Source organism: Streptomyces sp. NPDC093598 (genome assembly GCF_044764825.1).
Lineage (GTDB): Bacteria > Actinomycetota > Actinomycetes > Streptomycetales > Streptomycetaceae > Streptomyces.
Window position 1 is genome coordinate 1,080,313 of the sequence record NZ_JBIWIV010000001.1, and the last position, 26,264, is coordinate 1,106,576.

A 26,264-nucleotide genomic window follows, 5' to 3' on the forward strand; every position below is an offset into this window, starting at 1 on the left:
GGAGTGACCGCGATGGCCGTCGTGTGCGCCCTGGTGGCGCTGGTGGCCCTCTGCCTGCCGCTCACCACGGCCACGACGGCCACCCAGAACACCACCGCGACCACGCGAACCGCCGGAACGACCGCGGAGGAGGACTGCGAGGCCCCCGAGAAGCAGACCCTCTCCCCCTCCTCCGCCGACGGCGACACCATCCGGGCGATCAAGAACCGCAAGGGCGAGAAGCGCAAACTGATCGTCGGCGTCGACCAGAACAGCTACCGCTGGGGCTACCGCAACCCCAACAGCGGCAAGACCGCGGAGCTCGAGGGCTTCGACATCGACCTGGTCCACCGCATCGCCGAGGACATCCTGGGCGACCCGGAAGCCGTCCAGTTCAAGGCGATCCCCACCGACCAGCGCATTCCGGCGATCCAGGACGGCCGCGTGGACATGGTCGTCCGCACGATGACGATCAACTGCGCCCGCATCGCCGACGTCGCCTTCTCCGCGCCCTACTTCAAGACGGGCCAGCAGCTCCTGGCCCCGAAGTCCTCACCGGTCAAGGGCTACGACGACACCCTCGCCGACCGCAGGATCTGCACGGCGGCCGGCTCGACGGCGTACGCGAAACTGGAGGCGGACCAGAAGGCCGGCGAACTGCCCGCCAGCACCGACATCTCCACCACCGTCCCGAACCAACTCGACTGCCTGGTGCGGCTCCAGCTCGGCGAGGTCGACGCCGTGGTCACCGACGGCGCGCTCGCGGCGAGCCAGGCGGCACAGGATCCGACGGTCCAGCTCAAGGGTGACGCCTTCACTGCCGAGTACTACGGCGTGGCGATGAAGAAGGACGCGGACGATCTGGTACGCCGGGTCAACCAGATCCTGGTGGACTACCGCAAGGACACCGCGAACGGCTGGCAGGCGTCGTACGACCAATGGCTGTCGGCAACACTGGGCAAGGATGCGAAGAAGTCGGAGCCACCGGCACCGCAGTACCTCCGCACCACCTGACACCCTGCTGACCCGCGAACCCCCCACACCAGAAGACGACGACCCACACCAGAAGACGACAGCCGACACGCGACACACAACCGCAGCGAGAGGTGATCGATGGGCGTCACGGGATCCACCGGGCCGGTGATGGACCGGGACGAGGTGGACCGTGCGCTGGCGCGGCTCGGCGCGGAGCACGAGGCGATCGAGACCTCGCTCCTCGCCCTCCAGGACCACGCGGGCCGCAGACTCCTGGAGGGCGCCGAGCTCACCGGCGTCACCCAGGAGCGCTGGACGTCCACGGAGGCGTCGATCACGCTGCTGTGGACGTACTTCGACGCGTACACCGACGCGCTGCGCACCGCCCGCGACATCCGCGCCCGCCGCCGCTGGTCCAGCCGCGAGGACCTGGTGGAGCTGACGGAGCTGCTGAACGGCGACTCGGTCACCGTCGCGGGCAGCGCCGCGGCGACGGCCAATGCCCCGACCCTGCACGGCGGTCCGACCAAGCTCAGCGAACGCTACTCGCTCAGCACCCTCGTCGACCGGATGAACGAGCTGTACGCGACGAGCCTGGACATGGTCGTCGCCGCGGACGCGGTCTGGTCGGCCCTGCCGGCCCGGATCGATCTGCTCGCGGCGGAACTCCAGCGCACCCGCCGGCTCGCGCACTCGGTCGGTGTGCGCCCCGGCGAGCACCCGGCCGGCGACGACCTGGAACGCATCACGCGGATACTGACGAAGCTGCGCGAGCAGGTGATCTCGGACCCGCTGGCGTTCTGGCTGGCCGCGGAAGGCAGTTCGGCGCCGGGCGGCGGCAGGCCGGACACGACGGTGTACGACCGCGAGGCGCGCGCCCTGGAGGACGTCCGCCGCGAGATCGACGCCGTACTGACGGTTCGGCAGGACGCCGAGAAGCGGATCGTGAGGCTGCGGGACATCCTCAGCCGCGCGGACCGCACGCTCGCCGAGGCGCGCACCGCACGCGGAGAAGTCCTCGCGAAGATCGCGGCGACGGAGGTGCCGGTCGTCAGCGGCCCGCCGACCGTGCTCCAGGAGCAGCTGGCGGCGGCCGCCGAGTACCGCAGGCAGGCGCAGTGGCACCGGTTGTCGCCGCTGCTGGAGTCGCTGGAGCAGAAGGCGGAGGACGAACTCCTGCGCGCCCGGGAGTCGTTGACGGCGGTCACCGCCCCGCTGGCGGTCCGCGCCGAGCTGCGCGGCCGGCTGGACGCGTACAAGGCGAAGGTCGCCCGGCACGGCTTCGCGGAGGACACGCTGCTGGTGGAGCGGTACGAGAAGGCACGCCGCATGCTGTGGAGCGCCCCCTGCGACCTGCGCGCCGCCGAGCAGGCGGTGCTGCGCTACCAGCACGCGGCCGCCGAGCTGCTGGGCGGCGGCCCGCGGGTGCCGGGGCAGGGCGTGCCCGAGGACGACCGGAGGGGGCCGGGGGCATGAGTGACGAGGGGGAGTCCATGAGTCAGGCACCGCAGGAGCCACCGGGCGTGTCCGGGCGCACCTGCCAGCGCCCCGCCTGCGGCGGCAGCTACGAGGACGTGGGCGGCGGGGAACTGTACTGCGACACCTGCGGTCTCGCCCCGGTCGTCGCGACTGGAGGTCCCCCCTCCGAGGGAGGCATGGTCGGTTCGCCTCCCACCGGCATCACCGCCGGGGGCAGGGGCGGCTCCCGCGGGTCCGCCGGCAGCGGCAGTTCCCGCTCCAGCCGCAGTGCGCGGACGTCGTCCCAGTCGTCGAAGTCCCGTCGCTCGGTGTCGGGGCGCCTCTCGCGGTCCCTGTCGGGCAAGTCGACGGGCCGCTCGGTGTCGGTGCGCAGCTCCGGCTCGACCGCCGGTTCCGCGTCCCGGGGCCGGCTGGGCGCCGGGCTGGTGCAGGTGCCGCCGATCCCGCGGCCCGACCCGCGCGAGATGGTCCTGGACAACCCCGAGGTGCCCGAGCGGAAGCGGTTCTGCTCGCGCTCCGACTGCGGCGCCCCGGTGGGCCGGGCGCGCGGCGACCGGCCGGGCCGTACGGAAGGCTTCTGCACGAAGTGCGGCCATCCGTACTCCTTCGTGCCGAAGCTGAAGGCCGGGGACGTGGTGCACGGCCAGTACGAGGTGGTCGGCTGTCTGGCGCACGGCGGCCTGGGCTGGATCTACCTCGCCGTCGACCGGGCGGTCTCGGACCGCTGGGTGGTCCTCAAGGGCCTGCTGGACACCGGCGACCAGGACGCGATGGCCGCGGCGATCTCCGAGCGGCGCTTCCTCGCGGAGATCGAGCACGCCAACATCGTGCGGATCTACAACTTCGTGGAGCATCTGGACCAGCGCACGGGTTCGCTCGACGGCTACATCGTCATGGAGTACGTCGGCGGCAAGTCCCTGAAGGAGATCGCCAACGCCCGCCGCACCGCGCAGGGCAGGCGCGACCCGCTGCCGGTGGAGCAGGCCTGCGCGTACGGCATCGAGGCGCTGGAGGCGCTCGGGCACCTCCACAGCCGGAACCTGCTGTACTGCGACTTCAAGGTCGACAACGCGATCCAGACCGAGGACCAGCTCAAGCTGATCGACATGGGCGCGGTGCGCCGGATGGACGACGAGGAGTCGGCCATCTACGGCACGGTCGGCTACCAGGCCCCGGAGGTGGCCGAGGCGGGCCCGTCGGTGGCGAGCGACCTGTACACGGTCGCCCGCACCCTCGCCGTCATGACCTTCGACTTCCAGGGCTACACGAACGTCTACGCCGACTCCCTGCCCGACCCGGACCACATCGAGGTGTTCCGGCAGTACGAGTCGTTCTACCGGCTCCTGGTCCGTGCCACGGATCCCGACCCGGCCCGCCGCTTCGCCTCCGCGCAGGAGATGACCGAGCAGCTGACCGGCGTCCTGCGGGAGGTCGTCTCCCTCCAGACGGGCCGCGCCCGCCCCGCCCTGTCCACGCTGTTCGGACCGGAACTGCGGGTGACGGACACGGAGTTGTTCCCGAGACTCGACGGCGAGGTGTCCCGCCTGGGGGCCCGGGTGGTGCGGGCCCGGGGTGGCGCCGGCGCTCGTGCCGCCCTGCCGCTCCCGCAGCGGCCCGAGGGCCCGCACAGCCTCGTCAAGCCCGTCGACACCCCCGCCGCCGCCTTCGCCCTGCCCGTCCCCCGCGTCGACCCGAGCGACCCCAACGCCGGTTTCCTGGCGGGCCTGATGACCTCGGCGCCCGCGGAACTGCTCGGTGCCCTGGCAGCCGCTCCGGCCCCGTCGATCGAGACGCGCCTCAGGCAGATCCGGGCCCGGCTGGAGACCGGCGACCCGGCCGCGGCACTCCAGACGCTGGTCACGCTGGAGGGCGAGCGGCCCGACGACTGGCGGGTGGTCTGGTACCGGGGTGTGGCCGCGCTGGTGACGGGCGACGATGAGGGCGCCGCGCTCGCCTTCGACGCCATCTACGACGCATTCCCGGGCGAGATCGCGCCGAAGCTCGCGCTGGGCCTGTGCGCGGAGGTGCTGGGGCAGCTCGACAACGCCGCCGAGTACTACCGGCTGGTGTGGTCCACCGACCCGAGCTATGTGAGCGCCGCGTTCGGCCTGGCCCGCGTACAACTGGCGACCGGCGACCGGCGCGGTGCCGTGCGGACGCTGGAGTCGGTACCGGAGTCCTCCATCCACTACACGGCCGCGCGGGTGGCGGCCGTCCGGGCGCGGCTGCGCCGGCGCACGGCGACCGCGTCCGACGCGGCGTTCCTGGAGGATCTGACGGCCGCCGCGGCGCAGGTGGAGGCGTTGGAGGCGTACGGTCTGGATCCGGCGCGGCGCGAGCAGTTGTCGGCCGAAGTCCTCGGTTGCGCGCTGGACTGGGTACTCTCCGGGGGCCAGGGTTCCGCCCCTCCCGCCGCCGGGGGACGGACGCTGCTCGGCAGCGGCCTGGACGAGCGGGGCCTGCGCTTCGGTCTGGAACGCTCGTACCGCACGCTGGCCCGGCTGGCGCGGGGCGGCGAGGAGAGGATCGACCTGGTGGAACGTGCCAATCGTTACCGCCCCCGGACGTGGGTGTAGTTGATGTCGCAGATGCCCCAGTTGTCCGCCTGCCCGAGTTGCGAGGAACCCCTCGAGTCGGGTGACCGTTTCTGCGGCGCGTGCGGATACGACCTGTCCGCCGTGCCGGCACGGCCTCAGGACAACCCGACCATCACCATGAACGGCTCGGTGCCCGCCCAGGGCGCTCCGGCCGGGGTGTATCCCGGTCCCCCGTCGGCGCCACCCGCCGGGGCGGCCTGGCCCGCCCCCGGGCCGGACGGCGCGGGTGGTGCCCCGCAGGCGGTGCACCTGCCGACGGACCTGCCGGGCACGGACTCGGGCGGCTCCCCCCTGCCGCCGGAGACACCCCCGCCCCCGAGCGCCCCGTCGGCCCCGGCCGCGGGCGTGCGGTTCGACCGGCCGCCGCAGCCCGACGGGCCCGCCGCGTCACCGGAGATCTACCAGACACAGCCCGACGAGTACCTCCTCCAGGCGCCGGACCCACGGGTGTCCGCCGAGCCGGCGGCCCAGGCCGCGGGCGCCGGCGGCAAGGTCTGCGTCGCCTGCCGGGCCGGCCGCGTGGACGACGACGGCTACTGCGAGAACTGCGGCCACGCCCAGCCGCGCGAACGGGACCACATGGAGCAGGAGTCCGGCCCGGTGGCCGCGGTCAGCGACCGCGGTCTGCGCCACCACCGCAACGAGGACGCGTTCGCCATCGGCACCACCGCGCTGCCCGACGGCTCCCCCGCCTGCGTCGCGATCGTCTGCGACGGCGTCTCCTCGGCGACCCGCCCCGACGACGCCTCCGCTGCGGCCTCGAAGGCGGCGGGCGAGACGCTGCTGGCGGCCCTGCCGCGCGGCACGCACCCGCAGCAGGCGATGCACGACGCGATCCTTGCCGCGTCGCGCGCCGTCAACTCGCTCGCCGGGGAACCCGCCACGACCCGCGAGCAGGCTCCCCACCAGAACGCCCCCGCGTGCACCATCGTCGGTGCCGTGGTGACGTCGGGCCTGCTGATCGTCGGCTGGGTCGGCGACAGCCGCGCCTACTGGGTCCCGGTCGACCGCAGCGCTCCCCCCGCCCGGCTCACCGAGGACGACTCGTGGGCCGCGCAGATGGTCGCCGCGGGCCTGATGAACGAGGCCGAGGCCTACGCCGACGAGCGCGCCCACGCGATCACCGGCTGGCTCGGCGCGGACGCCTACGAGCTGGAACCGCACACCGCCGCGTTCAAGCCGGACCGGCCCGGCGTGGTGGTGGTCTGCACGGACGGCCTGTGGAACTACGCCGAGGCCGCCGACGACATGGCCCGGGTCGTCCCGCTCGACGCCGCCGCGCATCCGCTGCACAGCGCCCGGGTGCTCGTCGGCCACGCCCTGGACGGCGGGGGCCACGACAACGTAACAGTGGCGCTCGTGCCGTTCCCGGCCGTGCCCCACGGGGCAGGATCGGCCTGAGGCCACGTACGGGGACGCCTCGGCGGGCCGGAGGGGACCGGTCCGCCTACCGTCATCACCCCGCCGCGGCGGGGGCTTTGGAGGGGGATCGAAGCAGGCATGGCCAATTTCTCGAAGTCGAACGTGCCCCAGTTCTCGGTGGACGTGTACCAGAACGAGTACCTGCCGGAGGGCGCCGGCGAGGTCAACGCCATCGTCACGGTGACGGCGACCGGCGGCGGCACGATCGGCAGCGCGGTCGCGGCGCCCCACCTCTACTCGCCCGGCCAGGGCCCGTCCGCGGCCGTGGCGATCATGGTCGACTGTTCCGGGTCGATGGACTACCCGCCGACCAAGATGCGCAACGCCCGCGACGCCACGGCCGCGGCGATCGACACCCTGCGCGACGGCGTGCACTTCGCGGTGATCGGCGGGACGCACGTGGCGAAGGAGGTCTACCCGGGCGGCGGGCGCGTCGCGGTCGCCGACGCCACCACCCGCGAGCAGGCCAAGCAGGCGCTGCGCTCGCTCAGCGCGGGCGGCGGCACCGCCATCGGCACCTGGCTGAAGCTGGCCGACCGCCTGCTGTCCTCCGCGGACGTCGCGATCCGGCACGGCATCCTGCTCACCGACGGCCGCAACGAGCACGAGTCGCCCCAGGACCTGCAGGCCGCGCTCGACGCGTGCGCCGGGCGCTTCACGTGTGACGCGCGCGGTGTGGGCACCGACTGGGAAGTGAAAGAAGTCACAGGGATCGCCTCCGCCCTGCTCGGCACCGCCGACATCGTCGCCGATCCGGCCGGGCTCGCCGCCGACTTCACGCGGATGATGGAGACGGCGATGGGCAAGGAGGTCGCGGACGTCTCGCTGCGGCTGTGGACCCCGGTCGGCACGACCGTGAAGTTCGTCAAGCAGGTCGCGCCGACGGTCGAGGAGCTGACCGGCCGGCGCACCGAGGCGGGCCCGCGCGCCGGCGACTATCCCCTTGGTTCCTGGGGGGACGAGTCCCGCGACTACCACGTCTGCGTGGAGGTCCCGGCCGCGAACATCGGGCAGGAGATGCTGGCGGCCCGGATCTCGCTGGTCATTCCGCAGCCCGACGGCAGCGCCCAGAACCTCGGCGCGCAGGGTCTGGTGCGGGCGGTGTGGACGGACGACATGGCCGCCTCGACGTCGATCAACCCTCAGGTCGCCCACTACACCGGCCAGGCCGAACTGGCGCAAGTCATCCAGCAAGGGCTGGATCTTCGTAAGTCGGGAGATATGGACGGAGCAACGGCCAAACTGGGCCGGGCCGTTCAGCTCGCGAGCGCCTCCGGGAACGCCGATACTGCGAAACTGCTTGCGAAGGTGGTGGACGTGGTCGACGCCGCGACCGGTACTGTGCGACTGAAGGCGAAGGTCGCGGAGGCTGACGAGATGACGCTCGAAACCCGGTCCACCAAGACTGTTCGCGTGAAGAAGTGACCTGGAAGAGATCGAAGGAGGGACGCGCCGACATGCCGACCTGCCCGAACGGACACCAGTCGGGTTCCGACGACTGGTGCGAGGTCTGCGGTCACCGCATGGCGGGTGCCGTGCCTCCGCCTCCTCCCCCGCCGCCCCCGCCCGGCGGCTACGGCTTCCCGCCCCCCGTCGGCCAGGGTGGCCCCCAGGGCCCCGGCGGCCAGCCCGGTGGGCGCCCGCCGCACCTGTCCGCCGTACCGAACGCCGAGCCGGAGCTCTGCCCGCAGTGCCGTACGCCCCGTGAGGGCGGCGCCCCGTTCTGCGAGGAGTGCCGGTGGAACTTCCTGACCAACACGGCGACGTCGTACACCCCCGCGGCCCCGCCGCCCGGCCCGGGTGCGCGTTTCCAGCCACCGGGCCGGCAGGGCCCGCCCGCACCGTCGTACGGCGGCGGTGACTCCTACGAGTACCAGGGCTCCCGTCCCTCGCAGATGAACCGTCCGGCCGAGCCGATCCCGCCGTTCGGCGGCGACCCGTCCGGCCGCCCCGGCCCGGGCGGTCCCGGCGGCTACCCCGGCCCCGGCGGTCCTGGTGGCCCCGGCGGTCCTGGTGGCCATGGGGGCCCCGGTGGCCATGGGGGCCCTCCCGGCCCGCCCGGATTCGGTGCCGACCCCTCCCGGCCGGTCCCGCCCCCGCCCGGACCCGGCGGCCCCGGTGGTCCCGGAGGCCCGGGTGGAGCTCCGCAGGCCTTCCACCAGCCCGGCCCGCCGGCCCCGCCCGGCTTCCCGCAGGAGACCCAGCGGCCTCCGCAGCAGGGCGGTCCGTCCTTCGGCGGCGGTGACGACGACTGGGTGATCTCCCCGCCGTCGTCCACCGGCCCGGGCGGCCACGGCGGCCCCGGCCAGGGCGGTGGCTACGGCTACCCGCAGCCCGGCGCGACCCAGGCCCCGCCCGGCCCCGGTGGCTTCCCGCAGCAGCCCCAGGCGCCGCAGGGACCCGCGACGTGGACCGCGACCATCGGCCCGGACCGCGACTACTTCATGGCGATGATGCAGCGCTCCGGCCCCGAGGCCGCGGGCCTGAACCTGCCCGCGTACTCGCCCGAGCAGCAGCGCCGGCTCACCGGCAACCAGCTCACGATCGGCCGCCGCCGGCACTCCACCGGCGACACCCCCGACATCGACCTGTCGACGCCGCCGGAGGACCCGGGCGTCTCGCACCAGCACGCGGTGCTGGTCCAGCAGCCGGACGGCAGCTGGGCGGTCGTCGACCAGAACTCGACGAACGGCACGACGGTCAACGGCTCGGAGGAGCCGATCCAGCCGTTCGTCCCCGTACCGCTCCAGGACGGCGACCGGGTGCACGTGGGCGCCTGGACGACGATCACGATCCGGCGCGGCTGAGCCCTGTCAGGACGGGAGGGGCCAGGCGTACGGCCCCTCCGGGTCGTCCAGCCAGGCCCACTCCCTCTCCCCCCTGACCGTGATGCCGTAGCGCTCGCGCTGCGGCCTGCCCTCCTGCTCCCACAGCGCGTGCGCTTCCTGCGGATCGAGGCTGCCGCGGGTCAGGGCCAGCAGGAAGCGGAACAGGTCGTCCTCCCGGGCCCGGCGCGGCACCCCGCCCAGCGGGACCGGCTCGCCCCAGGGCCGGCCGGCGCCGCGCAACGGCACGAAGTAGGCGGGCGTGTGCAGGAAGCGTCCCTCGGCGTGCCCGGCGCCGGTCACCGTGAGCAGGATCAGGCCGGTGGCCAGCGGCATGAGGATCCGGCCGCCGGGGCGGCTCTGGGCGGTCCAGGCCCGTGGGACGGTGCTCAGCGCGCAGGTGGCGATGATCCGGTCGAACGGCGCGCGCTCCGGCACGCCCCGGGTGCCGTCGCCGGTGACGACGACGGGGTGGTACCCGGCCGCGGCCAGGTGCCTGCGGGCGGACTCAGTGATCTCCGGGTCGAGGTCGACGGTCGTGACGTTGTCGTCGCCCAGCCGGTGGGCCAGCAGCGCCGCGTTGTAGCCGGTGCCGGCGCCGATCTCCAGGACCGTGTGGCCCTCCGCGACGCCCAGCGCGGTCAGCATGTCCGCCATCAGGGACGGCTGGCTGCTGGAGGACAGCAGCTCACCGTCGCGCAGCCGGGTGGCCAGCGGGGTGTCCTCGTAGGCGCCCCGCAGCCACCGCTCCCGCGCCTCCGGGGTGGCGCTCTCGCCCCAGCGGCGTTCGTAGCCGCCGGCGACACCGACGTAGTAGTACGGCACGAAGAGGTGCCGCGGGACCGCCGCGAACGCCTCCCGCCAGCCCGGATCGGCCGCCCAGGCCCCGCTCGCCTCGATCCGCCGCACCAGCGCCGCCCGCGCGGCGGCGGCGAGACCGTCGAGTTCCCTGCCGGGTGCGTAGCCGCCCATGTCTCCACAGTAGGGGCAGGGTCCTAGGGGGTGTCCGCAAAGTCGCGTCGTTCGCCCGGAGGGCGGGCCCCGCAGCGTTCGGTGCGTGCTCTCGGCGTGCCGGGCGGGCACCCGCGTACTGGTTGTACTCGGGTGTTCGCCCGGTGCGGCGAGAGTGCGTGCCGGGCGTCGCGGGGCAGGCGGGACTTTGCGGACACCCCCTAGGTCTTGAGTCCTATGCCGGGGCGTCTGAGACCATGGATCGCGTGAATGAGATTCGGCGCGGCACGCTTCAGGAGCAGACCTTCTACGAGCAGGTCGGCGGGGAGGAGACCTTCCGTCGGCTCGTCCACCGTTTCTACGAGGGAGTCGCCGAGGACCCGCTGCTGCGGCCCATGTACCCCGAGGAGGACCTGGGCCCCGCCGAGGAGCGGCTCGTGCTGTTCCTCATCCAGTACTGGGGCGGCCCCACGACGTACAGCGAGAACCGCGGCCACCCGCGGCTGCGGATGCGGCACGCGCCCTTCGCGGTCGACCGTGCGGCGCACGACGCGTGGCTGAAGCACATGCGGGTCGCCGTCGAGGAGCTCGGCCTGTCCGAGGAGCACGAGCACACGCTGTGGAACTACCTGACGTACGCGGCGGCCTCGATGGTCAACACCGCGGGCTGACGCCCGCCGGAGAGGCGGTCAGCGGACGCTGACGTCCAGCGCCCCGAGCCCGGCACGCCGTACGGCGATGGACCCGTACGGCGTGCGCAGCCTCAGCCACGCACCCGACGAGAACAGCGCCGGCGGCACTCCGGGCCGCAGGAACCCCAGGGACTGCGCCGCGTGCACGGCCCGGACGGGGAGCGGGGTGTCCCCGACCGTACGGGACCAGACGTCCCGCCCGATCCGGTCCAGCTCGGCCCGCGTCCGCCGCTCGGCGGGCAACTCCTGCGTACGGGACCGGAACTCGGCGACCACCCCGGCGACCAGGGACCGCAGGGCGTCCGGCGCCGGCAGCCCCGGCTCGGCCCGCCAGCCCCCGCGGGGCGGCAGCACACCGGCCCACGGCGGCCCGGTCACCGCAGCCGGCACGACGACGGTCCCGGCCTTCTCGTCCACCGTCTCCAGGAACTCTCCGGCGGAGACGGTCACGTCCAGCGTGACCTCGAGCCCCTTCTCGTACGGCTTCGCCAGCCGCACCGCCCGCACGGCCAGCACCTCGAAGGACGGCGGCCGTCCGAACACGGCCAGCGCGGTGCCCGCGCCCTGCAGCCGCACCGCGGCCCCGCGGTCGTAGTGGAGCAGCCGGGAGAGGAAGGCCGCGAGATCCGCCGCCTCCCCCTCGTCGGCGAGGTGGAGGACCGTCATGCCGCGACGGCCTCCTCCCCGGCGTCATCCATGTACTCGCGCAGGAACTCCCGTTCCTCCGCGGTGATCCGGCGCGGGCGCTGCGCCTCGAAGTCGAACGGCACGATCACCGTCGAGGCCCGCACGTAGACCTGGTCGTCGTCCTTCACCTCGTAGGTGAGGGTGAAGGACGCGGCCCTGATCTCGGTGACCCACAGCTCGATGTCCACCGGGTGGTGCCGGTGGACGAGCTGCCGCTTGTAGTCGATCTCATGGCGAGCCACCACGGACCCCTGCTTGAAGTCCTTCTCCGGGCGGAACAGGAAGTCGATACGGGCTTCCTCCAGGTAGCGGAGGAAGACCACGTTGTTGACGTGGCCGTACGCGTCCATGTCCGCCCAGCGCAGCGGGCAGCGGTAGATGTGCCGCAAGATCGATCAGCCCCGGGTCAGCTTCTTGTAGGTGGCGCGGTGCGGACGCGCGGCGTCCGCACCGAGCCGCTCGATCTTGTTCTTCTCGTACGACTCGAAGTTGCCCTCGAACCAGAACCACTTGGACTCGCCCTCGTAGGCGAGGATGTGCGTGGCCACCCGGTCGAGGAACCAGCGGTCGTGGGAGACGACCACGGCCGCACCCGGGAACTCCAGCAGCGCGTTCTCCAGGCTGCTGAGGGTCTCGACGTCGAGGTCGTTGGTCGGCTCGTCGAGGAGCAGCAGGTTGCCGCCCTGCTTGAGGGTGAGCGCGAGGTTCAGCCGGTTGCGCTCACCGCCGGAGAGGACGCCGGCCGGCTTCTGCTGGTCCGGCCCCTTGAACCCGAACGCGGAGACGTAGGCCCGCGACGGCATCTCGACCTGGCCCACGTTGATGTAGTCCAGCTCGTCCGAGACGACGGCCCACAGCGACTTCTTCGGGTCGATGTTCTCGCGGCTCTGGTCGACGTAGGAGATCTTGACGGTGTCGCCGACCTTGATGGCGCCGGAGTCCGGCTCCTCGATGCCCTGGATCATCTTGAACAGGGTGGTCTTGCCGGCACCGTTCGGGCCGATGATCCCGACGATCCCGTTACGCGGCAGCGTGAAGCTGAGGTCGTCGATGAGCAGCTTCTCGCCGAAGCCCTTGCTGAGGTTGCTGACCTCGACGACGACGTTGCCCAGGCGCGGGCCCGGCGGGATCTGGATCTCCTCGAAGTCCAGCTTCCGCATCTTGTCGGCCTCGGCGGCCATCTCCTCGTAGCGGGCCAGACGCGCCTTGGACTTGGCCTGGCGCCCCTTGGCGTTGGAGCGCACCCACTCCAGCTCTTCCTTGAGCCGCTTCTGCCGCTTGGCGTCCTTCTGGCCCTCGACCTTGAGGCGGGCGGCCTTGGTCTCCAGGTACTTGGAGTAGTTGCCCTCGTAGGGGTAGAGGCGACCGCGGTCGACCTCGCAGATCCACTGGGCGACGTTGTCGAGGAAGTACCGGTCGTGGGTGACCGCGACGACGGTGCCCGGGTACTTGGCCAGGTGCTGCTCCAGCCAGTTCACCGACTCGGCGTCGAGGTGGTTGGTGGGCTCGTCGAGCAGCAGCAGGTCGGGCTGCTCCAGCAGCAGCTTGCACAGCGCGACGCGGCGGCGCTCACCACCGGACAGGTTGGTGACGGGCCAGTCGCCGGGCGGGCAGCCCAGTGCGTCCATGGCCTGCTCCAGCTGGGCGTCCAGGTCCCACGCGTTGGCGTGGTCGAGGTCCTCCTGGAGCTTGCCCATCTCCTCCATGAGCTCGTCGGTGTAGTCGGTCGCCATCTGCTCGGCGATCTCGTTGAACCGGTCGAGCTTGCCCTTGATCCCGGCGACACCCTCCTGGACGTTCTCCAGGACGGTCTTGTCCTCGGTCAGCGGGGGCTCCTGCAGCAGGATGCCGACCGTGTAACCGGGAGTGAGGAAGGCGTCACCATTGGACGGCTGCTCGATGCCGGCCATGATCTTCAGGATCGTCGACTTGCCGGCGCCGTTCGGGCCGACGACGCCGATCTTCGCCCCCGGCAGGAAGCTGGTCGTCACGTCGTCGAGGATCACCTTGTCGCCGTGCGCTTTGCGCGCCTTGCGCATGGTGTAAATGAACTCAGCCAAGAGAAACCGTCCGGCAGCTTGAATCTGACAGTGGGCAGATACACCCCATCTTGCCGTACCGCTACCCCTGGGCGGAAACGCGTCTGGGCGGGGGGCTGTGACCTGGGGTTTCGCGGTTGGCAGCGGGGACTCGCCTGTCAGCGCCGGCCGCCGCGCCGGGTTATCGTGCCGCCGTGATCGGCGCAGCGGGGCGTCCCGTCCTCTTCCTCGACGTCGACGGCCCACTCATCCCGTTCGGGCCGGCGTCCGGTCACCCCGCGGTCCGCTGCTGCCGACGCCGCGGCGACCGTCGATCAGGGGAACCCAAGACGAGATCAGTGCCATGGACCGCCTTTGGGTTGCTGCCGACCATCCCGGGCCGTCGCTGCTTCATCACGTTGACCCGGCCAAAGGCCTCGATGAGGCCGACTTCTGCGCACTCACCGCTTGGCTTCGTGCCGTCGTGGTCACGTGAGGCTCAGCAGCCGTGAGAGGGCCCTGAACCTCACCACGCGCGCGTGGCGACTGGTCGTGATGCACTGGATTCATGGGAGGTGCGTCATGTCAGGTCGCGCTGGAAAAACCCGCAACATATTCCTTGTGTGGCTGATCTGGCCGCTGATCACGCTGGGCATTTACCACCTCGTCTGGTACTACAAAGTGAATCGCGAAGCTCGGGACTTCGATCAGCGGATCGAGGTCAATCCGGTGATGGCTCTCCTGGCTCTCACTGTCGGCTGGCTGCTGATCGTTCCCCCCTTCGTCTCGGTCTACAACACCGGTCTTCGCATCGCCCGCATGCAGCGGGCGGCCGGGATGCAGCGGAGCTGCAACCCCTGGATCGGCCTCATCCTCTTCATCGTGGCTGCCCTGTACCCGCTCTACTACCAGCACGAGTTGAACCAGATCTGGGACCACTACCAGGTCGCGGAAGAGGGCGAGCAGGTACCGCTTGCGGCCTGACCGAATCGCCCGAGCGGCCAGTGCACGCCGCCGAGACGGACGCGGCATGACCGCGCACCCGGACGAGGACAACTGCGCATGCCACTGGTCTCAGCGACCGACGTCTGGCCGAGTCGGACGCCATGGCGAAGGAAGACGCCCAGGCACACGGGCGGGGCGGCGCCTGCCCGCAGGCCAGGGCATGACCGGCGGATCTGCCGGGCTCTTCCCGAGTACAGCCGGCGCTGTGGCACTTGACGGTGCTTCCGATCAATTGGGTCGACACCCTGCCGAGCTGCGGGAAACTCCTCGCGATGATTCGACGAACCGACACGCCTCCTACATGGGACGAGCGTACGCAGCTGGTCACCTTCCTGGACTACGCCCGTGACACCGCGCGCGCCAAGTGTGAGGGCGTGTCCGCCGAAGACGCTCGCAAGGCCCCGCTCCCGAGTTCACCCCTGATGACGTTGTGCGGGCTGATCAACCATCTGCGGTGGGTCGAGTACTACTGGTTCCAGGTGATGTTCCTTGGCGAGGAGCTCGCGGGGCCGCTCACCGAGGCGACCGACGATGACCCCGATCCTGAGATGCGGACAGCAGTCGACATCCCGTTGCCCCAGCTTCTTGCCGAGTACGAGGAGCAGAGTGCCCGCTACCGTCGCCTGGTGTCCGACCACGACCTGAACTCGACGGCCAAGCGTCCCATCGGCGACGGCCGACACGTCGACCTCCGTTGGGTGATCCTCCACCTGATTGAGGAGACGTCCCGCCACAACGGCCACCTCGATGTCGTGCGTGAGCTCGTCGACGGACAGACCGGCGCCTGAGACCTGTCAGGCGGATTGCGCGCGGAGCCACAGTCGGATCGCTGCCGCCTTGTCACCGCCGCAACGTTCCGGCCGGGTGCGAGGGCGGCCTCCGCCGAGCCGACCGACACGGACGCATGCCATGACCGGGATGAGCTGCGGGGCGTCGCCCCACTGGCCCGGAGTCACAAGTCCCCGGCACCGCGGAGGTCTTCTCGGGGTCCGGGGCCGAAGCGGCGTTTGCCGGGCTGCGACTCAGTCCCCCGCCGTCGCCTCCTTGCGACGCAGCACGATCAGTGTCGCCCCGCCGATCAGGACCAGGCCGATGGCGACGCCCGCGATCAGGGGTGTGATGTCCGAGCCGCCCGTCTCGGCGAGGTTGGTGTCGGAGGCCGTGCCGCCTATCGTCGCCGGGCTCGGTTCGCTGAGGGTCTGGGTGGTGGTGCCGGTGTCGCTGCCACGGGTCTGGCAGTCAAGCATGCCGGTGAAGCGCTTCTCGAAGCCGCCGGGGCCGTGGATCGTGAAGTCGTAGGCCTGGTCCTCCTGGAGCGGGACCGTCACCGTGCGGGACTCGCCCGCGGCGATGGTGTGCTCCAGACCGGCCAGTTCGAAGGTGAACGGCTCGTCGCCCTTGTTGGACGCGAGGATGTCGACCCCGCCCCCGGCACAGTTCTTCGCCGCCGACAGCGCCGGGACCGGCCCCTGCTTCGCCCACGTCGCCCCGGCCGTCGCGGACACCGTCGACTCGCTGGAGCCGGCCAGGATCTGCGTCTGGCTGCGGCTCTCGGAGGCGAAGGCCCGGCCGACCGGCACCGTGGTCGAGGCCTGCACGGTGAGTTCCGCCGTGCCCGCCGCCGCGTCCTCGGGGATGTCGAAGAACACCTGCCCGCCGTCGGACGTGGCGGTGACGGCCTTGCCCTGCTTGTCGACGATGCGCACCCCGCTCGTCGCCGCGTCCGCGGGCGGGGTGACCGTCGCGCTGCCGGCGTTGGTACGCACTGTCACCGGTCCCAGCCGCTCCCCCGGCCGCCCGGAGACCGCGGGCGGCTCCAGGGTGAGCGAGGCCCGGGGCTCGGGCAGATTGCGGGCGCTCTTCTCCAGGTAGTCCGCGAGCTGCTCGGCCTGCGGGTCCAGGGCGTCGACGGACACGTCGTCCGAGTAGCGCCAGATCGCCACCTGTGTGCCGGCCGCCGCGTCCTGCTCGGTCAGCGCACCGCGCACATCTGCCTTCCGCGCCAGCGCCGCGAGGTCGTTCACCTGCGGATAGGAGTTCTGCAGGATCCAACGGATCTTGCCGGCGTCCTTGTTGGCGCCCAGAGACGTGCCGCTCCAGGGCGTCTCGTGGTACTTGGCGTCCCGCTGGGTGGGGTTGTGGAGGTCGACGCAGTACGTCTGCAACATGCCGCCGCCGTCGACGGACATCTCGAACAGGCCCGCCGAGATCTCCTGGTCACCGGTGCCGGCGTGTATCACGGCCGCGCCGTACGTCTTGAGGCCGCCTATCGTCGCGGCCGCTCCGCCCTGACTCTGCGTCGTCTCGTCGGCGGCGGCCCGGCCGGCACCCGCCAGCCCGCCCGCGGCGACGAGCCCGGACACCACCGTCGCGGTGGCGAGGCGGGCCGCCCCTCGCCTGCGTACGAACAGTTCAGAGAACGAAGCAAACACCGAATTCCCCTTCGAGCAGGACCGTTGATGTGGGGGGACGGTCCCACCAGCAGAATCAGAAGCCTCACCGGACACAAGAGTCCCGAGAGCCATGTCCGGCATCCTAGGGACGCAGTGGACGCCGCCCGCCGGTCAGATGGTCGGACGAGTGATCCGACTCGGAATCGTTATCACCAAGACCCCAGGTGAACAGGGCCTATCGACAAATCCACCTCTGGCGTTCGGTGCGCACTTGTCGATAAGCCACAGTTCGGGCGGTCCGGGTCGGTGACTGACGTCACGTCAACGCGGCTGCCTCCGCGTGGCGTTGCGTCTGCGCCTCCGCAGGGCTTCCGGAATCCCCGGGCGTTGTCTCCCAGTTGGGCTCCGGTTGCGCCGGCCCCGGCGCGGCCTCCGTCTTGCCCGCACGCCTGAAGGCCGAGGTGCCCCAGGCCAGATCATGGCCGATCGCCACCGCGTCGATGTCCGCCGACGTCCAGCTCTGCCCCTCGCGCACGTCGGTCCGCACCTTCAGCCTGCCCTGCACGATCACGGGCTCGCCGACCGTCAGCGACGCGGCCGTGTTCGTGGCCAGCTGGCGGTTGGCCCACACCGTGAAGAAGTTGGTGTGCCCGTCCGTCCACGTGTTCTTCTCGCGGTCCCAGTAGCGCGCGGTCACCGCCAGCCGGAACCTCGCCGACGGGCCGGACGCCACCTCCCGGTACACCGGCTGCGTAGCCACCCTGCCGACCGCGCACACCATCGTCTCGTTCATCGCGAACCCCTCCCTCACCCGGACCACGGCACCCGCCCCGGGACGACACGCGTACGGGCCCGTCCCGTACGGCTGTGTCTGCCAGACTGCCGCCGCCGGGCCGAGCCCGCTGAGCGCTGTGGACCACCCCGACCCTGTGGACAACGCCGCCACCCACAGGGGTGACGCCGGGTGCACCGAGACCCTCGGGGGCGACGCCGGGTGGCCCGGAGCCGCGACAACGGCAACCCCTGCGGCCCGTCACAGCCGCCTCCTCCGAAGTCACCGCCCCACCCGGCACCTCACCGCCGTAGCCTCACCGCACCCGGACGCCTCACCGCCCCACCCCCACCACCCTCCCGTACTGCTCCCGAACCTCCCGGTACCGCAACAGCTCCGCCGCCACCGGATCCAGTACCCGGGCCCTCCCGCACCCGGCCGCCGCGTCCCGCAACCGGCGTTCCGCCTCCAGGCCGTAGCGCCGGGCCGGGCCGCGGGCCGCCATCCGGCAGCTCCACTCGATGAGCGGGCCGCCGACGATGCCGATCACCATCAGCAGCACCGGCACGCCCAGGTTCGGCGACATGACCCCCACGATCTGCCCCAGCAGCCACAGCCCGCCCAGGAACTGCAGGATCGTCATGGATGCCTGGATCAGTACGGCCACCGGCCACCACCCCGGCCGCGGCGGCCGCCCCGTCGGCACGCCCGCCCGCGCGGTCAGCTCGTCCAGCGCCTCCGGGAGCCCCTGGGACCCGCGGACGGCCGCCTCGCGCACCGCCTGCGCCCAGGGCGCGGGAAGCCCGGCCGAGGCCCGGTCGGCGACGGTCCGCACCGCCTGCTCGACCCGCTGACGGGCGGTGGCCTCCTCGTCGGCCTGCGTGCGTGAGGGGAGCCGGCCCGTGGTGGGCTCGCCGCGGTCCTGGTACCAGCGCCACAGCCGCAGCCAGGGCGTACCGCAGGCGCGGTTGGCGTTGCGCAGCCACGCGCGCTCGGCCGCCTCCCCCGCCGCCGTGGCGCCCACCGCGTCCGCGAGCCGGTCGGAGAACTCCTCCCGGGCCTGTTCGCTCAGCCCGGTCCGCCGCTGGGTGGCGTAGACGGGCCACAGCCGCGCCGCCGCGATGTCGACGTCGGCCGAGATGCGCCGGGCAGGCGCCCCCCGCTCCGACACGAACTGGCCGAGCGCCTCGCGCAGTTCTCCGACGCCGTCTCCGGTGAGCGCGGACAACGCGAGCACGGTCGTGCCCGGTTCGCCGTACTCGCCGAGGGCGATGCCGTCCTCGTCGAGGAGCCGCCGCAGATCGTCGAGGACCTGCTCGGCGGCCTCCCCGGGCAGCCGGTCGATCTGGTTGAGGACCACGAACATGACCTCGGCGTGGGCCGCCATCGGCCGCAGATAGCGCTCGTGGAGGACGGCGTCGGCGTACTTCTCCGGATCGACGACCCAGATGACCGCGTCGACGAGCGCCAGGATGCGGTCCACGTGTTCGCGGTGCTGTACGGCCGCGGAGTCGTGGTCGGGCAGGTCGATCAGGACGAGTCCGCGCAGCGGTGACTCCCCGTCCCCGGTCGGCAGCGGCCGGCGGCGCAGCCGGGGCGGAATCCCGAGCCGTTCGATGAGACCGGCCGCCCCGTCGCTCCAACTGCACGCGATGGGCGCGGCGGTGGTGGGACGGCGTACGCCCGTCTCCGAGATCGTCACCCCCGCGAGGGCGTTGAACAGCTGCGACTTGCCGCTGCCGGTGGCGCCCGCGATGGCGACGACGGTGTGCTGCCCGGACAGCCTGCGCCGCGCGGACGCCTCGTCGAGCACCCGGCCGGCCTCCGACAACGTCCGGCTGTCGAGCCGGGTGCGGGACAGCCCCACCAGTTCGCGCAGCGACTCGAGCCGGGAGCGCAACGACCCCTCGTACACCAGGGGGGTCACCGTCGGCGGGGCGGCAGAGCGGTTGTCCGTCATGGGGAACCGGTCTCCTTCGGCTGTCTCGTTGACCCGGCGCGCGATGAGCCCGTCGTCCCAGGCCTCCGCGGAGTCGCTGCGCGCCGCGCGCTCGCCGTCCGAGGCACCCCGGGAGGGGCCCCCGGCGGTCCCCGCCTTGCCGGTGCGGTCGTCCGGCTGATCGGCGTGCTCGGTGGGGTCCTGGTCAGTGACGGCGGTCACCGGTCACCTCTCCTTCTGCAGTACGGACAGCGCGGCGATGAGTTCGGCCTGGGGCTCGGGGTGGACGTCGAGCGCGTCGAGCGGGGCGAGGCGGCGCTCGCGTTCGGCGTGCAGGACCCGGTCCACGTGCCGGGTGAGCAGCCGTCCGGCTCGGTCGCGCAGCCGCAGCGCGCCGTGGGCGCCGATCCGCTCGGCGAGCCCCTCCCCGGCCATCCGGCCTCGGCGGCCGCCCAGCAGGGAGGTGGCGACCAGGGCGGCGACCACCTCGGAATCCGGTGCGAGGTTGCGGTCGAGTTCGCGCACCTCCTCCTCGGCGTGCTCCTCGAGCTCCCGCCGCCAGCGCCGTACGGCGAGCCCGATGCGGTGCTCCGCGCTGTCCGCACCCCAATCGCGTGCGGCGAGTTCCGGGGCGGCGGACGCCGGTTCGCGCCGCCAGGCGTCCTCGACGCGCTCGTCGGCGGCGGTGACGGCGCACAGCAGCAGCGCGCTGAGGCTCTCCACGAGCGCGTCCAGGAGTTCACCGGCGGTGCAGTCCAGAGGGAAGGCGCGCCACCGCTTGAGAGCGTCCCCGGCGAGGACCGCCCCGTTCTGCAACCGGCCCCGCACGCGCGTGTACTCGCTGTCGTACGCTCCCTCGACGGCTGAGGTGAGCCGCAGCGCGGCGGCGTACTGCGCGGCGGCGGCACCGGCCAGCTCGGGCATCCGGGACTTGAGGGAGTCGAGGACGCCGTACGCCGTGCGGGCGAGGACGTGCTGGCGGGCCGCGGGGTCCTGGGCCTGGTGGATCAGCCAGGTGCGCAGTTGCGCTACGGCGGAGGCGGGCAGGAGTCCGCCGCCCCAGGCGGACTCGGGCAGTTCGGGCACGGTGAAGCGCGGCACTTCGCCGAGTCCGGCCTTGGTGAGCAGGGCCCCGTACTGCCGCGAGACCTCGTTGACGACCTGGTGGGGCACGCGGTCGAGGACCGTCACGAGGGTGACGTCGTACTCCTTGGCGGTGCGCAGCATGTGCCAGGGGACGGCGTCGGCGTAGCGGGCGGCCGTGGTGACCATGACCCAGATGTCGGCGGCGCAGATGAGTTCGGCGGCCAGGACGCGGTTGTCGGAGACCAGGGAGTCGATGTCGGGCGCGTCGAGGAGGGCGAGGCCGGGTGGGAGCGTCTCGGTGGTCTCGACGCGCAGCACGCGCGCAGGGTCCTCGCCGGGGAGCAGCAGGTCGTCCGTGGAGTCCTGCTGGGCCACCCAGATGCGGGTGAGATCGGGCAGCACCCTCATCCCGCTGAACCAGTGGTGGTCCTCCGGATGGCAGACCAGCACGGGGGTGCGTGTCGTCGGCCGCAGCACACCCGCCTCGCTGACCCGCCGTCCCACGAGGGAGTTCACCAGCGTCGATTTCCCCGCTCCGGTCGACCCGCCCACGACGGCCAGAAGCGGTGCTTCGGGATCCCGCAACCGGGGCACCAAGTAGTCGTCGAGCTGCGCGAGGAGTTCGTCGCGGTTGGCACGCGCGCGTGGGGCCCCCGCCAGGGGCAGCGGGAAGCGTGCGGCGGCGACACGGTCGCGCAGGGCGGAGAGTGCGTCGAGCAGCTGAGGCCGTACGTCCAAGGTCACCACATGTGAAGAATGCCCAATTTTAGGGGAATTCTGAAGCATATGAGCATGTCTGCGCGCCGACGGAACACAGGGACGGAAGGGACTACTGGGACACGGTCACACTCCAGGCATAACGAGTGCACAACACCCGATGCCTCTGACGCCAAAAGCGATGCACGATTCGTACCTGCCTGCGATTATCAGGACCGCTTCACTGAACCTCCACATCGAGCCACGGAGGCGAAGCAACAGGGACAAGGACGCGGGAGCCCTATCCTTGTCCCCGGCAACGTCACGGATCGGCCCACACCAGGGCACCACGACAGAGGCCACCACACCCGGCCCCCGTAGCTCAGTGGATAGAGCAGGCGCCTTCTAAGCGCTTGGCCGCAGGTTCGAGTCCTGCCGGGGGCGCAAGTCTCCGCCCTCCCTTTGGGGAGGGCTTTTTGCTGGTCAGGGTGGGTGCGGGGCGGCGCGGCGAAGCCCCGGGCGTCCCCTTGATGATCAAGGGCGTGCTCCGGGGCTGTCCGGCTGTTACCGGGTTTTTGCGGGTGGCCGTGTCGAATACGTGTCGAAGTTCCTGCGGGCCGCGAGGTCAGTCGGCGGACGGCCGCTCAGGAAGATCTCCGGCAGCTTCGAGCCGCCTCTTCAGGTCGGGCAGCTGGCCCTCGACGCAGCGGGCGTAGGTCGCCAGGAGCACGGCAACACTGTTTCCGGCCCACTCGGCCACCTGGGCGGGTGGAATCCCGTCGTTCAGCCACTTCGTCAGGCGGGTGTTCCGGTTGTCGTAGACACGCCGTCCGGTGGGTGACTCGAAGACGTGCGGGGGCAGTACGGCCTTTCGGGCGGTGCGCCACGCTCGACGGATGACGGAACCGGCGAGGATGCCGCCCGACTCGCCTTGAAACAGCAGATCACCGGGCTTGAGCTCTTCGTCCTCGATGTGCTGCCGAAGGATGCGCGTGAGGGCGGGATGCCCCGGGACAGTGCGGGTCTCACCCTCCGCACGGCCTTTCAGGTCGCGTTGTTCGTGGATCTCCCCCGTGTCTGTCCACTGCTTTCCGACCTCGGGGGTCGCGGTGTGGATCAGCAGCTCACACCACTGGTCGGCAGCGTCTGGCTCGGGCAGGGTCACGTCCTCCACTCGCATCGCTACGGCTTCCTCGGGCCGGGGACCGCAGTAGTACAGCGTGGCGAAGAAGGCGTGAAGTCGCTCGCCACCGCGTGGCCGGCGCCGTATCCAGTCGAGGATTGCCGCCGCCTGCTCCGGGTTCAGCAGGGACCGTTTGTCCACGGCGTTCGTGGTCTTTACGGCGGCCGTCGACTCCTTGCCCTTGGGAAGCGGGTTGGTCCGCAGGATGCGCCGCCGGATCGCGTACTTCATGGCGACGTTGAGGATGCGACGGTTGCGCTTGCGGGACCAGGCTGCCGCTTGCCTGCCGTCGAGGCGCGTGTCGATGGCGCGCAGGACTTGGTCGACCTTCTCCGGGTCCTCCCAGGCCGAGACGGGCAGGGAGTTCCGCTCGACCCATCGGAGGATGGCCACGACGTCTCGGGGTGCGTCGGGGCGTCGGTTGGTGTTGAACGCCCACTCACGCAGGGCGGTGCGCACAGCCGCAGGTGCGAACTGGGTGGGCTTGGCCCGCAGCAGTGCGATGGTGGTCGCCGTCAGGGTCTTGGCGATGTTCTTGCGGCTGTTGCCGCCGAGTTGTGCCCAGCGGGCATCCACGTACTCGACGGCGAACTTGTACCAGGTCATGGCAGCCGACTTGGAACGATGCGACACCGGGAGTCCGGTGGCGATGACGAACGCCTCGCCCTTGCCAGTGGCCCGGATGAGTTCGGAGCGGAAGCCCTCGGCGAGGGCGACGGTGTCGAAGGGCTCACGCCAGCGCTTCCCCGCGACCACCCAGCGCACGGTGTAGGTGGTCTTCCGGGCGCCCTTGTAGGTGAGGATCTTGTAGACCTTCACGTCGTACGTCGTCTCCATCAGGCGGCGTCCTCACGGTCGTCGAGCCAGTGTTCGAGGTCGCTCCGCCGGATTCTGAGGTCGCCGTTCGGGAGCTTGATGCAGCGCGGTGCGCGACGCTTGGCGCGCCAGTCGTAGAAGGTCGAGCGCGAGACGGCCAGCTCCTCGCAGACCTCCGCGAGGGTGAGCATGGTGCGCGATCTGGTGGCCGTGGTCATGTACTGCTCCCTTCGCTGAGCAAGGCTTCGCGGGCGGTTTCGCGGTTGAGCTGGAGGTCGCGGGCGATGGTGGTCGCGAGGGCGGATTCGCCGGGGGTGTGGCCGTGTCCGGCGTATTGCCAGTCGGCCAGGACCAGGACGGTGTCCGGCTCGCGGTCGTCCAGGCCGAGGGCGGCGTGTTCCTGGGCGGCTCGGTAGTCGGCGCGGGCCTGGCGGAGGGCGCCGAGGGTGGTGGAGTAGCGGCGGGACTTGGAGGAGAAGTGGCCGCGGAAGCCGAGCATGTGTGCCCAGGCCCATAGGCGCCGGTCGGGGTAAAGCGGGTCGAGCTGCTTGCAGGCCTGGATGAGGCGGCGGGTGTGGTCGGGGACCTGGTGGCGGTCGAGTTCGGCGAGTTCGCCGATGCGGCGGTCCAGGGTGCCGGTGGTCTCGGCGGCTTTGGTGGCGTACTTGGCGACGTAGGAGGCGACGGCCTGTTCGGTGATGTCGGAGCCGTCACCGAAGGCCTTCACCGGCCGGACGTCGAGCTGGGTGCCCCAGCGGAAGGTGCGGGAGGGCTGGTCCTCGGCGGCCGGTACCGAGACCGAGGTGTAGGAGTGCGCGGCAGCTGCTCGGATTGCGTCGGCGAGGAGGTCGACGGTGGCCCAGGACGGCGGGGCGGTCTCGGGTCCGTCGGGGCCGTCGATGCGGATGACGGCGTGGAAGTGCAGGGCACCGCGTTTCTGGAACTCGGCGACCTTGCCGTACGAAAGGCGGACGCACTCCTTCAGGTCCCGCTGGGTGATGCCGGCGCGGGCGGCGATCTCGCGGCGGAGCCGGTTGGTGAAGCGCTGCCAGAGCTGTCCGGCGTGGTTGTTGAACAGCACGGCGCCCGCGTAGTCGTACGTCGCCGGGTCCAGGGCGGTGCCCAGTTCCGGGGCGTTCGGGGCGTGGCGGGTGCCGCAGCGGCATGCGCCGTGGTCGGGCCGGTTGTGCACGCGACCGAACGAGGGGGCGGTGAGCGTGGCGAAGACGCGCGCGTGGTCGCGGACGGTGGCGGGGATGTCGCGTCGGTCGTCTCCGGCCAGGCCCGCGCGGATGAGGTGGTAGGTGTCGCCCGCGTAGGTCCAGGCGCAGGAGGGGCAGCGCGAAGCGCGTCGGTTGCCGCAGGCGACGCGAAGGCGTCCGCCCGGCTCGTTGGCGCTGGTGTAGTGGTGCAGGGTTTCGCCGGTGGTCTTGTCCTTAGTGAGGGTCCAGCCGGTGAGGTGGATGGGGTCGGCGCAGCCGCCGGTGCGGCGGATCTGCTCGTGCCAGCGGTGGTAGTCAGGGGCCGAAGCCACCCTCAGCAGGTCCCGGAGGGTGGTCGGGTCGAGCAGCTCAGACACGTGCACCCTCCTGGACGCGGCGGGCGGGGACGGTGCCCTGGCCGTTGCAGGCCCGGCAGGCGATGGTGAGCGTGGGCAGGTGGCCGCGCTGGTCGCGGCTGCCGGTGGTGATGGCGGCGATGGCGAAGCCGTCGCAGTTCGGGCAGATGCGGGGCGTCGGTGTGGTGGGGTGCGTCATGCTGGGTGTTCCTTCCGGTTGCGAGATCGGACAGGGACGGCGCCCGGAGCGGACGAGACTTGGCGGTTGAGGCCGCTCCGGGGGCCGGTCAGCGTCGCTTCGTCTCCGAGGCGAGGAGCGAGCGCAGGACGACGGCGCAGACGGCGACCGCGGCGCCGGTGATGGCGACGGCGAGCAGCATGGAGACCAGGACGGCGCCGAGGACCAGGACCACGGCGGTGCCGCCGCCGACCAGGGCGAGCGCGGTCCCGGGGGTGAGCTGGACCGTCGACCGGGACGGCGCGGGCGCCGGAGCCGCCGGGGAGGGCTGCGAGACCTGAGCGGCCGGGACGATGGTGGTCGGCTCGACCACAGCGGGCGGCGTGACGTGGCCAGTCGGCGTGGGCATGGTCGGGATCTTCGGGCGGAACATCAGCGGTCTCCTTTGGCTACTTGACGACGGTGTCGATGGCGGGGGCCAGGACGCTGTCGGCGAGAAGGAAGCCGCCGAGCAGCAGGACGGCGATGAGCCAGGCGGGCGGGCGGATGAGCTTGACGCCGAGGTAGCCGACGACGAGCAGCGCGAGCCAGAGCGGAACCTGCATGGCGGCCTCCTAGCGGACGCGGCAGCGGTGGGTGCGGGCGGCGAGCTGGGCGGCGGACTGGCTGGAGTAGTCGGCGGACCAGCCGCAGCGGTCGGCGGTGCACACGGCGGCGTACTTGGTCTGGCCGTTGCGGTCGCGGTGGGTGCCAATCTGCACGGGTCCGATCCGCATCACGGAGTGGAAGTGGTCGCGGGCGGGCATGTCAGTCGGTCTCCTCTCGGGTCAGGGCCGGGTCGGGGAAGGCGGCGCGGATGCCGGCGGCGGTGGCTGGGTCGGTGGTGCGGCGGGCGGCTTCCTCGGCGAGCAGGTGCGCGAGGTAGGGCCGGTTCGCGGCGGCCACGTCGCGGGCGGCGTCGAGGTGGTCGGCGGCCGTCAGGTCGGCCGGGTCACTGGTCATGGCGTGTCTCC

At 71.8% G+C, this 26,264-nt stretch carries 25 protein-coding genes, 1 tRNA gene and 2 pseudogenes; 11 read left to right on the top strand and 17 right to left on the bottom strand.

Translation table 11 applies throughout. The features are described 5' to 3' along the window. The first annotated feature begins 12 nt into the window (after positions 1–12). From ACIRDU_RS04970 to ACIRDU_RS04995, 6 genes are all read left to right on the top strand, one after another. Complete coding sequence (locus ACIRDU_RS04970) at positions 13–993, top strand: glutamate ABC transporter substrate-binding protein (protein WP_403575166.1); 981 nt, start codon at positions 13–15, stop codon at positions 991–993. 99 nt (positions 994–1,092) lie between these two features. Further along, positions 1,093–2,430, top strand: coding sequence for a hypothetical protein (locus ACIRDU_RS04975; RefSeq protein ID WP_403574514.1), 1,338 nt, complete (start codon positions 1,093–1,095; stop codon positions 2,428–2,430). A gap of 17 nt (positions 2,431–2,447) precedes the next feature. Further along, positions 2,448–5,009, top strand: a complete 2,562-nt coding sequence (locus ACIRDU_RS04980) for a tetratricopeptide repeat protein (protein ID WP_403574517.1) — start codon at positions 2,448–2,450, stop codon at positions 5,007–5,009. 3 nt (positions 5,010–5,012) lie between these two features. Next, entirely contained in the window at positions 5,013–6,431 is a 1,419-nt protein-coding gene (locus ACIRDU_RS04985) for a PP2C family serine/threonine-protein phosphatase (protein ID WP_403574520.1), read from the top strand. A gap of 99 nt (positions 6,432–6,530) precedes the next feature. Further along, entirely contained in the window at positions 6,531–7,877 is a 1,347-nt protein-coding gene (locus tag ACIRDU_RS04990; protein ID WP_403574523.1) for a VWA domain-containing protein, read from the top strand. 32 nt (positions 7,878–7,909) lie between these two features. Further along, a complete protein-coding gene (locus ACIRDU_RS04995) occupies positions 7,910–9,259 on the top strand; it encodes an FHA domain-containing protein (RefSeq protein ID WP_403574526.1) in 1,350 nt (449 codons plus the stop codon). Positions 9,260–9,265: 6 nt separating this feature from the next. Here ACIRDU_RS04995 and ACIRDU_RS05000 read toward each other — a convergent pair whose 3' ends face one another. Then, positions 9,266–10,249, bottom strand: coding sequence for a methyltransferase domain-containing protein (locus ACIRDU_RS05000; protein ID WP_403574529.1), 984 nt, complete (start codon positions 10,247–10,249; stop codon positions 9,266–9,268). A gap of 236 nt (positions 10,250–10,485) precedes the next feature. Here ACIRDU_RS05000 and ACIRDU_RS05005 point away from each other — a divergent pair, with 236 nt between their 5' ends. Beyond that, complete coding sequence (locus tag ACIRDU_RS05005; protein ID WP_053671759.1) at positions 10,486–10,899, top strand: globin; 414 nt, start codon at positions 10,486–10,488, stop codon at positions 10,897–10,899. Positions 10,900–10,917: 18 nt separating this feature from the next. On the opposite strand, the gene ACIRDU_RS05010 is transcribed toward ACIRDU_RS05005, so the two are convergent. The 3 genes from ACIRDU_RS05010 to ettA are packed head-to-tail and all read right to left on the bottom strand — an operon-like array spanning position 10,918 to position 13,667. Further along, positions 10,918–11,586, bottom strand: a complete 669-nt coding sequence (locus ACIRDU_RS05010) for a hypothetical protein (protein WP_403574532.1) — start codon at positions 11,584–11,586, stop codon at positions 10,918–10,920. Continuing rightward, positions 11,583–11,996, bottom strand: coding sequence for an acyl-CoA thioesterase (locus ACIRDU_RS05015; RefSeq protein WP_403574535.1), 414 nt, complete (start codon positions 11,994–11,996; stop codon positions 11,583–11,585). The genes ACIRDU_RS05010 and ACIRDU_RS05015 overlap by 4 nt, the downstream gene beginning before the upstream one ends. Positions 11,997–12,002: 6 nt before the next feature. Beyond that, positions 12,003–13,667, bottom strand: coding sequence for an energy-dependent translational throttle protein EttA (ettA, locus tag ACIRDU_RS05020; protein ID WP_403574538.1), 1,665 nt, complete (start codon positions 13,665–13,667; stop codon positions 12,003–12,005). Between the two features lie 173 nt (positions 13,668–13,840). Between ettA and ACIRDU_RS05025 the strand changes: the two are divergent. The 3 genes and pseudogenes from ACIRDU_RS05025 (at position 13,841) to ACIRDU_RS05035 (ending at position 15,418) form a co-directional block, all read left to right on the top strand. Then, positions 13,841–14,121, top strand: a pseudogene (locus tag ACIRDU_RS05025) (hypothetical protein). 125 nt (positions 14,122–14,246) lie between these two features. Beyond that, a complete protein-coding gene (locus ACIRDU_RS05030; RefSeq protein WP_403574540.1) occupies positions 14,247–14,609 on the top strand; it encodes a DUF4234 domain-containing protein in 363 nt (120 codons plus the stop codon). 293 nt (positions 14,610–14,902) lie between these two features. Beyond that, complete coding sequence (locus ACIRDU_RS05035) at positions 14,903–15,418, top strand: DinB family protein (protein WP_403574543.1); 516 nt, start codon at positions 14,903–14,905, stop codon at positions 15,416–15,418. 21 nt (positions 15,419–15,439) lie between these two features. Here ACIRDU_RS05035 and ACIRDU_RS05040 read toward each other — a convergent pair. The 5 genes and pseudogenes from ACIRDU_RS05040 to ACIRDU_RS05060 form a co-directional block, all read right to left on the bottom strand. Continuing rightward, positions 15,440–15,589, bottom strand: a pseudogene (locus ACIRDU_RS05040) (IS5/IS1182 family transposase); the annotation flags it as partial. A 63-nt stretch (positions 15,590–15,652) separates the two neighbouring features. Then, on the bottom strand, positions 15,653–17,062 hold the full coding sequence (locus ACIRDU_RS05045) for a Cys-Gln thioester bond-forming surface protein (RefSeq protein ID WP_403574545.1): 1,410 nt from the start codon (positions 17,060–17,062) through the stop codon (positions 15,653–15,655). Between the two features lie 277 nt (positions 17,063–17,339). Next, positions 17,340–17,816: a single-stranded DNA-binding protein gene (locus ACIRDU_RS05050; protein ID WP_403574548.1), complete on the bottom strand. Its 477-nt coding sequence runs from the start codon at positions 17,814–17,816 to the stop codon at positions 17,340–17,342. Between the two features lie 313 nt (positions 17,817–18,129). Then, a complete protein-coding gene (locus ACIRDU_RS05055) occupies positions 18,130–19,956 on the bottom strand; it encodes a GTP-binding protein (RefSeq protein ID WP_403574551.1) in 1,827 nt (608 codons plus the stop codon). A gap of 3 nt (positions 19,957–19,959) precedes the next feature. After that, entirely contained in the window at positions 19,960–21,567 is a 1,608-nt protein-coding gene (locus ACIRDU_RS05060; protein ID WP_403574554.1) for a dynamin family protein, read from the bottom strand. Between the two features lie 320 nt (positions 21,568–21,887). On the opposite strand from ACIRDU_RS05060, the gene ACIRDU_RS05065 reads away from it, so the two are divergent. Further along, positions 21,888–21,960 (top strand) — tRNA-Arg (locus ACIRDU_RS05065). 181 nt (positions 21,961–22,141) lie between these two features. On the opposite strand, the gene ACIRDU_RS05070 is transcribed toward ACIRDU_RS05065, so the two are convergent. From ACIRDU_RS05070 to ACIRDU_RS05105, 8 genes are all read right to left on the bottom strand, one after another. Continuing rightward, the gene (locus ACIRDU_RS05070) at positions 22,142–23,536 is read right to left on the bottom strand and encodes a tyrosine-type recombinase/integrase (RefSeq protein WP_403574557.1); all 1,395 of its coding nucleotides are present in this window, start codon (positions 23,534–23,536) and stop codon (positions 22,142–22,144) included. Beyond that, entirely contained in the window at positions 23,536–23,733 is a 198-nt protein-coding gene (locus tag ACIRDU_RS05075; RefSeq protein ID WP_030835967.1) for an AlpA family transcriptional regulator, read from the bottom strand. Before ACIRDU_RS05075 ends, ACIRDU_RS05070 begins: the two co-directional genes overlap by 1 nt. Then, the gene (gene repSA / locus ACIRDU_RS05080; RefSeq protein WP_403574560.1) at positions 23,730–25,094 is read right to left on the bottom strand and encodes a replication initiator protein RepSA; all 1,365 of its coding nucleotides are present in this window, start codon (positions 25,092–25,094) and stop codon (positions 23,730–23,732) included. Before repSA ends, ACIRDU_RS05075 begins: the two co-directional genes overlap by 4 nt. Next, complete coding sequence (locus ACIRDU_RS05085; protein ID WP_402360595.1) at positions 25,087–25,272, bottom strand: hypothetical protein; 186 nt, start codon at positions 25,270–25,272, stop codon at positions 25,087–25,089. Before ACIRDU_RS05085 ends, repSA begins: the two co-directional genes overlap by 8 nt. 88 nt (positions 25,273–25,360) lie before the next feature. Next, entirely contained in the window at positions 25,361–25,684 is a 324-nt protein-coding gene (locus ACIRDU_RS05090) for a SpdD-like protein (RefSeq protein ID WP_403574563.1), read from the bottom strand. 16 nt (positions 25,685–25,700) lie between these two features. Continuing rightward, positions 25,701–25,856: a hypothetical protein gene (locus ACIRDU_RS05095; RefSeq protein ID WP_261681695.1), complete on the bottom strand. Its 156-nt coding sequence runs from the start codon at positions 25,854–25,856 to the stop codon at positions 25,701–25,703. Positions 25,857–25,865: 9 nt separating this feature from the next. Next, positions 25,866–26,057, bottom strand: a complete 192-nt coding sequence (locus ACIRDU_RS05100) for a mobile element transfer protein (protein ID WP_403574566.1) — start codon at positions 26,055–26,057, stop codon at positions 25,866–25,868. A gap of 1 nt (position 26,058) precedes the next feature. Further along, on the bottom strand, positions 26,059–26,253 hold the full coding sequence (locus ACIRDU_RS05105) for a hypothetical protein (protein ID WP_403574569.1): 195 nt from the start codon (positions 26,251–26,253) through the stop codon (positions 26,059–26,061). Positions 26,254–26,264: the final 11 nt, after the last annotated feature.

Bases quoted from the DNA above. Each gene is read 5' to 3' on its own strand.
- ACIRDU_RS04970 (WP_403575166.1), top strand. From the start codon at position 13: ATGGCCGTCGTGTGCGCCCTGGTGGCGCTGGTGGCCCTCTGCCTGCCG.
- ACIRDU_RS04975 (WP_403574514.1), top strand. From the start codon at position 1,093: ATGGGCGTCACGGGATCCACCGGGCCGGTGATGGACCGGGACGAGGTG.
- ACIRDU_RS04980 (WP_403574517.1), top strand. From the start codon at position 2,448: ATGAGTCAGGCACCGCAGGAGCCACCGGGCGTGTCCGGGCGCACCTGC.
- ACIRDU_RS04985 (WP_403574520.1), top strand. From the start codon at position 5,013: ATGTCGCAGATGCCCCAGTTGTCCGCCTGCCCGAGTTGCGAGGAACCC.
- ACIRDU_RS04990 (WP_403574523.1), top strand. From the start codon at position 6,531: ATGGCCAATTTCTCGAAGTCGAACGTGCCCCAGTTCTCGGTGGACGTG.
- ACIRDU_RS04995 (WP_403574526.1), top strand. From the start codon at position 7,910: ATGCCGACCTGCCCGAACGGACACCAGTCGGGTTCCGACGACTGGTGC.
- ACIRDU_RS05000 (WP_403574529.1), bottom strand. From the start codon at position 10,249: ATGGGCGGCTACGCACCCGGCAGGGAACTCGACGGTCTCGCCGCCGCC.
- ACIRDU_RS05005 (WP_053671759.1), top strand. From the start codon at position 10,486: ATGGATCGCGTGAATGAGATTCGGCGCGGCACGCTTCAGGAGCAGACC.
- ACIRDU_RS05010 (WP_403574532.1), bottom strand. From the start codon at position 11,586: ATGACGGTCCTCCACCTCGCCGACGAGGGGGAGGCGGCGGATCTCGCG.
- ACIRDU_RS05035 (WP_403574543.1), top strand. From the start codon at position 14,903: ATGATTCGACGAACCGACACGCCTCCTACATGGGACGAGCGTACGCAG.
- ACIRDU_RS05050 (WP_403574548.1), bottom strand. From the start codon at position 17,816: ATGAACGAGACGATGGTGTGCGCGGTCGGCAGGGTGGCTACGCAGCCG.
- ACIRDU_RS05070 (WP_403574557.1), bottom strand. From the start codon at position 23,536: ATGGAGACGACGTACGACGTGAAGGTCTACAAGATCCTCACCTACAAG.
- ACIRDU_RS05075 (WP_030835967.1), bottom strand. From the start codon at position 23,733: ATGACCACGGCCACCAGATCGCGCACCATGCTCACCCTCGCGGAGGTC.
- ACIRDU_RS05085 (WP_402360595.1), bottom strand. From the start codon at position 25,272: ATGACGCACCCCACCACACCGACGCCCCGCATCTGCCCGAACTGCGAC.
- ACIRDU_RS05090 (WP_403574563.1), bottom strand. From the start codon at position 25,684: ATGTTCCGCCCGAAGATCCCGACCATGCCCACGCCGACTGGCCACGTC.
- ACIRDU_RS05095 (WP_261681695.1), bottom strand. From the start codon at position 25,856: ATGCAGGTTCCGCTCTGGCTCGCGCTGCTCGTCGTCGGCTACCTCGGC.
- ACIRDU_RS05100 (WP_403574566.1), bottom strand. From the start codon at position 26,057: ATGCCCGCCCGCGACCACTTCCACTCCGTGATGCGGATCGGACCCGTG.
- ACIRDU_RS05105 (WP_403574569.1), bottom strand. From the start codon at position 26,253: ATGACCAGTGACCCGGCCGACCTGACGGCCGCCGACCACCTCGACGCC.